4 protein-coding genes are annotated in these 5,214 nt (G+C 60.8%); 3 read left to right on the top strand and 1 reads right to left on the bottom strand.

Annotated features, from left to right (window positions below):
- Positions 1-242: 242 nt before the first annotated feature.
- Positions 243-572 carry a hypothetical protein gene (locus ACLP2E_RS17705; protein WP_442466691.1) on the top strand — a complete coding sequence of 110 codons (330 nt, stop codon included), beginning with the start codon at positions 243-245 and terminating at the stop codon, positions 570-572.
- Complete coding sequence (locus ACLP2E_RS17710) at positions 545-820, top strand: STAS domain-containing protein (RefSeq protein ID WP_442464776.1); 276 nt, start codon at positions 545-547, stop codon at positions 818-820. The genes ACLP2E_RS17705 and ACLP2E_RS17710 overlap by 28 nt, the downstream gene beginning before the upstream one ends.
- A 96-nt stretch (positions 821-916) precedes the next feature.
- On the opposite strand, the gene topA is transcribed toward ACLP2E_RS17710, so the two are convergent.
- Positions 917-3,805, bottom strand: coding sequence for a type I DNA topoisomerase (gene topA / locus ACLP2E_RS17715; RefSeq protein ID WP_442466692.1), 2,889 nt, complete (start codon positions 3,803-3,805; stop codon positions 917-919).
- Positions 3,806-3,990: 185 nt separating this feature from the next.
- On the opposite strand from topA, the gene ACLP2E_RS17720 reads away from it, so the two are divergent.
- On the top strand, positions 3,991-4,935 hold the full coding sequence (locus tag ACLP2E_RS17720) for an aspartate carbamoyltransferase catalytic subunit (protein ID WP_442466693.1): 945 nt from the start codon (positions 3,991-3,993) through the stop codon (positions 4,933-4,935).
- The last annotated feature ends 279 nt before the right edge of the window (positions 4,936-5,214 follow it).

Raw genomic sequence — 5,214 nt, forward strand, 5'->3', positions numbered from 1 at the left:
TCGCGGCCGCCTTGCGCCGCAAGTCCGATATGATCGCCAGGAGCGCCTCGCAGTCGCCGGCCTCCATCCGGTGCAATTTAACTTTCTCGTTCTCTGGCTGCCGGCAGGCGACAACCCAGGACGATGCTCAATGGCAAGATAGACTACGCGAGAGGCGTTGTTCGTCGGCATGAGAAGAGCTCCGCTGCGATGAATCGGACCGCTGCAGTTTGCCGCGAGTCCGCCTCCATAGCATCTGGAACATGGTGGAAAAGGACCAGATCGCCATCATCTTCAAATATGACCAGGGCGAGACGGTGGTCTTCTTGACTACGGCGATCCTGACGGTGGTGCAGGACATAACGGTGGGCATAGCCGTCGGCGTCACGCTGGGTTCACTTATTTTCATGCATCGCATGGCGCGGATGGTCGCTGTAGAGACGCACGAGACGGTATTGGAGGAAGATCAGGCCGATTCTTCGGAATCCGATGATCAGGACCGCGAACGTGATCCCGATTTCATCGTCTATCGCATTTCTGGACCGTTTTTTTTGGCGCCGCAAGCATGGTCGCTGCCGCGCTCGATCACATAGGGCGGCGGCCCAGGGCTTTTGTGCTCGACCTGACGCGCGTTCCACTCGCCGACGGTGCCGCGGCCCACGCTTTGCAAGGATTCATCGAACGCGAACGCCGCCATGGTTTGCGGGTCACGATCTGCGGCGCCTCGCGCGACGTTCGCCGCACGTTGGTCGCCCATGGCGTCAACAGCCGCGTCGTCCATTTCAACCATGACGAAGACGACGCACGCGAATACGTGGCGGTTTGCAAACAGTCCCCCTAGCAGCTTCACCTGCGCAGTCATAGCTAGCGAAGCGAAGAAGTTGCAAAGAGGATTGGTTCGCTGCGCACCCGAAGAGGCTTTGTAAAACGGATCGCGTTATTTCTTGGCCGCTGGCTTTTTTGCAGGGGCGCCGCCCTCGAAGGGCGTCTCGTCGGAATCTTCGATCTCCACCTTGGCGGGCGCTTTCTTTCCCACCGTCTTGGTTGGCGTTTTCTTGGCCAGGGCCTTTTTCGCGGCCGGTTTCTTTGCAGCCGTATTTTTCGCCGCCGGCTTCTTGCTTGGCTTGCCCCCGCCGGACGCGATCTTGTCCTCGATCAGCCTGGTGGCCTCTTCGATGGTTACACTCTCCAGCGTCATCGATTTCGGCAATGTGGCGTTGACCTTGTTCCACGACACGTAGGGACCAAAACGCCCGGCGCGCGCGGCGATCGGTCCGCCGTCGGGATGTTCGCCCAGCAACCGCCCGTCGCTGGGCGCGCCAGCCGCCTTGGCGTCGACGATCGCCGCTGCCTGTTCGAGCGTCAGGGAAGTGATGTCGGTTCCCTTGGGTAGGGTGGCGTTGACCTTGCCCCAGGCAAGATAGGGGCCGAAACGCCCCGCCTTGAGCGCGATGGCGCCGCCCTGCGGATGGTTGCCGACGGCGCGGATTTCGCCACCGCCGCCGAAACGTCCGCCGCCTGCCTCCTTGGTTATGATCAGGTCTATGGCGCGATTGGCGCCGATATCCAGAACGTTCTCATCCTTGGCCAGATTGGCGTAGGTCTTCTTGTGCTGGACATAGGAGCCGTAGCGGCCGATGCCGGCGAGGATCGGTTCGCCGCTTTCGGGATGCTTGGCCACTTCGCGCGGCAGCGACAATAGCGCCAGCGCCATCTCCAGCGTTACGTCCTCGGGCTTCATGTTTGCCGCTAAAGACGAGCGCTTCGGCTTGTCGTATTCGCCCTCCTGCACATAGGCGCCGAAACGCCCGTCGCGCAGGGTGATTTCTTGTCCCGTAGCCGGGTCTTCGCCGAGAACCTTGAGGCCGGGGCGCTCGCCCTCGACGCCCTTGGCGGCGCTTTCGCCCCGGTCAGACAGGGTGCGGGTGTATTTGCATTCCGGATAATTGGAACAGCCGATGAAGGCGCCGAATTTGCCGAGTTTCAGCGACAATTGACCGCTGCCGCAGGAGGGGCAGGCGCGGGGATTGGAGCCGTCTTCTTTGGCCGGAAAAATATGCGGACCGAGCAGGTCGTTGAGGCTGTCGAGCACCTGCGTGGTGCGTAATTCCTTGGTGCCGTCGATCGCTGTTGAAAATTCGGTCCAGAAATCGCGCAGCACCTGTTTCCAGTCGAGTTCGGAATTGGAGACGCGGTCGAGCTGTTCTTCGAGCGCAGCGGTGAAGTCATACTGGACGTAGCGGCCGAAAAAGCTTTCGAGAAATGCAGTGACAAGCCGGCCCTTGTCCTCCGGGACGAGACGCTTCTTCTCGATCTTGACGTAATCGCGCTCACGCAACACAGCCAGCGTCGAGGCATAGGTCGAGGGACGCCCGATCCCCAGCTCTTCCATACGCTTAACCAAGGTCGCCTCAGTATAGCGCGGCGGCGGTTCTGTGAAATGCTGGGTGGCGTCGATCTTGTCCTTTTTCAGCGCCTCGCCTTGGCTCAGCGCGGGCAGACGCCCGGATTCCTCATCCTCCTCATCGTCCTTGCCTTCCTGATAAAGTTTTAGGAAGCCATCGAAGCGCACGACCTGGCCGGTGGCGCGCAGATCCAACGTCCTCGCGCCTGCTAGCGCCTCGATTTCGACCGTGGTGCGCTCCAGCACCGCCGATTCCATTTGGCTGGCGATCATGCGCGTCCAGATCAATTCATAAAGCCTGGCCTGATCGGGCTGCAGAAAGCGGGCGACATTCTTGGGCAGGCGCGACATGTCGGTCGGCCGGATAGCCTCATGGGCCTCCTGGGCGTTCTTCGCCTTGACCAAATATTTGCGCGGAACGCCTGGCACATATTTGTCGCCGAATTCCTTGCCGATCACGGCTCGCGCCGCCGAAACGGCCTCTGGTGCGACATCGACGCCGTCTGTTCGCATATAAGTGATGAGACCGACCGTCTCGCCTCCGGTGTCGACGCCTTCATAAAGGCGCTGGGCGACTCGCATGGTGATTTCCGGCGCCATGCCCAGTTTGCGCGAAGCTTCCTGCTGCAGGGTGGAGGTAGTGAAGGGCGCGTAAGGATGGCGCTTAGCCGGCTTGGCCTCGACCGATTTGACGGTAAAGGAAGCCTTGTCCAGAGCTTGTTTGAAAGCCTCGGCCTCCGCTCCCTCTCCGATGTCGAGGCGGGTGATCTTCCTGCCGTCGGCGCCGACGAGGCGGGCGATGAACGGTGCGTCGGCCTGATTGCGCAAATGCGCCACCAGCGACCAATATTCGCGGGCCTTGAATTTCTCGATTTCCAGTTCGCGGTCGCAGACAAGCCGCAAGGCGACCGATTGCACGCGGCCGGCCGAGCGGGCGCCGGGCAGTTTGCGCCACAGCACCGGGGAAAGATTGAAGCCGACCAGATAATCCAGCGCTCGGCGGGCGAGATAGGCTTCAACCAGGCTCTCGTCTATCCGGCGCGGATGTTTCATCGCCTCCAGGATCGCATCCTTGGTGATGGCGTTGAACACCACGCGGTCAACCGGCTTGTCCTTCAGCACTTTCTTGGCGCGTAAAACTTCGAGAACATGCCAGGAAATGGCCTCTCCCTCGCGATCCGGATCGGTGGCGAGGACGATGCGGTCGGCGTCCTTGACCAGAGCGGCGATGTCGGAAAGGCGCTTGCCGGCCTTGCCGTCCACTTCCCACAGCATTTTGAAGTCGTCGGCCGGGTCGACCGAGCCATCCTTGGCTGGCAGGTCACGTACGTGTCCGAACGAGGCGATGACCTCGAAATTCTTGCCGAGATATTTGTTGATCGTCTTGGCCTTGGCAGGCGATTCGACGATGACGACGTCCATGCGATGACCCCGGAAGACCGGATGACCGGCCAGAAAGCTGAAGCGGGACGGGCCTTGCTGCCCGGAATGCGCCGGAAAATGGGCGAGCGCCGCCTTCCTGTCAAATGGTCCTTGGACACAGCCCGAAATTTGCGCAAGTTTGGCGCCGCTTGCGAATGGCCCCTGTCTCGGTTAGAGCCTGAAAAATGTCCCATCCTGCCTCGTCCTTCCCTCACAAACACCTTCTAGGCATGGAGGGGTTGTCGCGTTTCGACATTCTGCATCTGCTCGAACTGTCGGAACAGGCGATCGAAGTGTCGCGGCAGGTCGAAAAGAAAAAGACCCGCCTTTCTGGCCGCACACAGATCAATCTGTTCTTCGAGGCCTCGACCCGCACCCAAAGTTCGTTCGAACTGGCCGGAAAGCGCCTGGGCGCCGATGTGATGAACATGTCGGTGGCCAATTCGTCTGTGAAAAAGGGCGAGACGCTGATTGACACAGCGATCACCCTTAACGCCATGCGTCCAGACATTATCGTGGTGCGCCACAGCCAGGCCGGCGCCGCGCACCTGCTGGCGCGAAAGGTCGACTGCGCCGTGATCAACGCTGGCGACGGCGCCCATGAACATCCGACCCAGGCCTTGCTCGACGCCCTGACCATACGCCGCGCCAAGGGTCGCATCGAGGGCCTGACGGTGGCCATTTGCGGCGACGTGCTGCATTCGCGCGTCGCCCGCTCCAATCTCATCCTGTTGTCCTGCCTTGGCGCGCGGGTGCGGGTAGTCGGCCCCTCTACCTTGATGCCGACCGGCATCGGCCAATTGGGCGTCGAAGTGTTCAACACCATGCGCGAAGGACTCAAGGACGCCGACATCGTAATGATGTTGCGTCTGCAACGCGAAAGAATGCAGGGCGCCTTCATTCCCTCGACGCGCGAATATTTCCGCTTTTTCGGCCTGGACCCCGAAAAGCTGGCCTACGCCAAGCCCGACGCTCTGGTCATGCATCCCGGCCCGATGAATCGTGGCGTCGAGATCGACTCCGGCGTCGCCGACGGCGCCCAGAGCCTGATCCGCGAACAGGTAGAGATGGGCGTCGCCGTGCGCATGGCGGTGCTGGAGGCTTTGGCGAGGAATTTGCCGAACGATTAGGCTGGAACGAGGCGCGATTGCGGAATGAATTCCAGCGGGTGAAAGTGAAAATGGCGGATGAACCACAATCGCCGCGGGGAGCAATGTTCTTGATATGTTCCACGTGAAACGCTGCGCGGCGCGACCTCGTCGCCACTGCGCCCTTGTCCTTGAATTAAAATGGTTTTCCCTCTCTCAAACTAGGTCCGCGCGGGAGCCCGAAAGCTTCGCGCCCCGCGGCCAAAAAAAGACAACCTGACGGTTGTGGCGGTGAAAACGGCGTGAAAATGAACGAAAAAC

It is taken from the genome of Rhodoblastus sp. (assembly GCF_052145335.1).
Lineage (GTDB): Bacteria > Pseudomonadota > Alphaproteobacteria > Rhizobiales > Beijerinckiaceae > Rhodoblastus.

Bases quoted from the DNA above. Each gene is read 5' to 3' on its own strand.
- ACLP2E_RS17705 (WP_442466691.1), top strand. From the start codon at position 243: ATGGTGGAAAAGGACCAGATCGCCATCATCTTCAAATATGACCAGGGC.
- topA (WP_442466692.1), bottom strand. From the start codon at position 3,805: ATGGACGTCGTCATCGTCGAATCGCCTGCCAAGGCCAAGACGATCAAC.
- ACLP2E_RS17710 (WP_442464776.1), top strand. From the start codon at position 545: ATGGTCGCTGCCGCGCTCGATCACATAGGGCGGCGGCCCAGGGCTTTT.
- ACLP2E_RS17720 (WP_442466693.1), top strand. From the start codon at position 3,991: ATGTCCCATCCTGCCTCGTCCTTCCCTCACAAACACCTTCTAGGCATG.